We start from the raw sequence: 985 nt of genomic DNA, 5'->3' as shown, positions 1-985 counted from the left end.
GTCCCAGCCCCTTGCCGCCGCTCGCGGCGAGAACCAGGTGATCGAACGGCCCTAGGTCTTTGAAAAACCGCTGCACCTCATCAGGATTGCCGGCATCGAACGCAGCCTTGTCGGCTGAGCCGCCCAGGCTCTTCCACGCAGCCTTGAGTTTTTCCTCATTGCGGCCGGTGATCGTGACTTTCATGGCGGGGCTGACCAGCTTTTTGGCCGTCGCGAGGCCGATGCCGGATGAGCCGCCTATGATGACGCAATGTTCGATGGTCTCGCTCATGGGTGTTGTTCCTTGGATGTTGCAGAAGATTGTCCGGTCAATTCTAGGCTCAGCGCCCGCAGCCGGCGGCGCGCCTTTTCGTCATAAGCCTGCGCATCGGCGCGCGATTCCCGCTGGCCGTCGAAATAGCGACCGCTGCGCCCTTCGAGCGCCGGCGACGTCGCGAGGTTGAGGATGGCGTCGGCGCCGGTTTCGACCGAGCTCCATGGCGTGACGCCCGCCTGCCGGACCATAGTCGTGTCCATGTAGCTTGCCGGATGTAAGGCGTTGACGGTGATGCCGGTGCCCTCGAGCTGCTGAGCCAGATCGACGGTGAACAGGATCTGCGCCAGCTTGCTCTGGCAGTAGGCGCGCACGCCGCTATAGCCATGCGTCAGCATGACGTCGTCGAAATCGATCGCCTGCTGGCCGGCCGAGGCGACATTGACGATGCGCGCCGGCGCGCTTGCCTTGAGAAGCGGCAAGAGCTCGGACGTCAGCAGGAAGCCGGCGAGATAGTTGACGGCGAAGCGCAGCTCGTAGCCGTCGGCGCTGACCTGCCGCTTGGCGCCTTGGCCGCCGGTGCCGACACCGGCATTGTTGATCAGGATGTCCAGCCTGTCGGTCCTTGCGCGCACGGCTTCGGCGAGGCGGCGTACTTCGGCAAGCGAAGCGAGGTCGGCGGCGAGGAATTCCGCCTTGCCGCCCTTGACCTCGATCGCGGCGACCGTCGCC

General features: G+C 64.9%; 2 protein-coding genes. Both read right to left on the bottom strand.

The features are described 5' to 3' along the window. On the bottom strand, positions 1 to 271 hold a 271-nt coding region (locus EOA24_RS39285), incomplete at its 3' end, for an SDR family NAD(P)-dependent oxidoreductase (RefSeq protein ID WP_127410900.1). After that, the coding region (locus EOA24_RS39280) for an SDR family NAD(P)-dependent oxidoreductase (RefSeq protein ID WP_127410899.1) at positions 268 to 985 on the bottom strand (718 nt) is incomplete at its 5' end. The genes EOA24_RS39285 and EOA24_RS39280, both read right to left, overlap by 4 nt.

Source organism: Mesorhizobium sp. M2A.F.Ca.ET.039.01.1.1, assembly GCF_003998035.1.
Taxonomy (GTDB): domain Bacteria; phylum Pseudomonadota; class Alphaproteobacteria; order Rhizobiales; family Rhizobiaceae; genus Mesorhizobium.
Note: the sequence above shows the minus strand (reverse complement) of the source record. Positions and strands in the feature narration are given on the sequence as shown.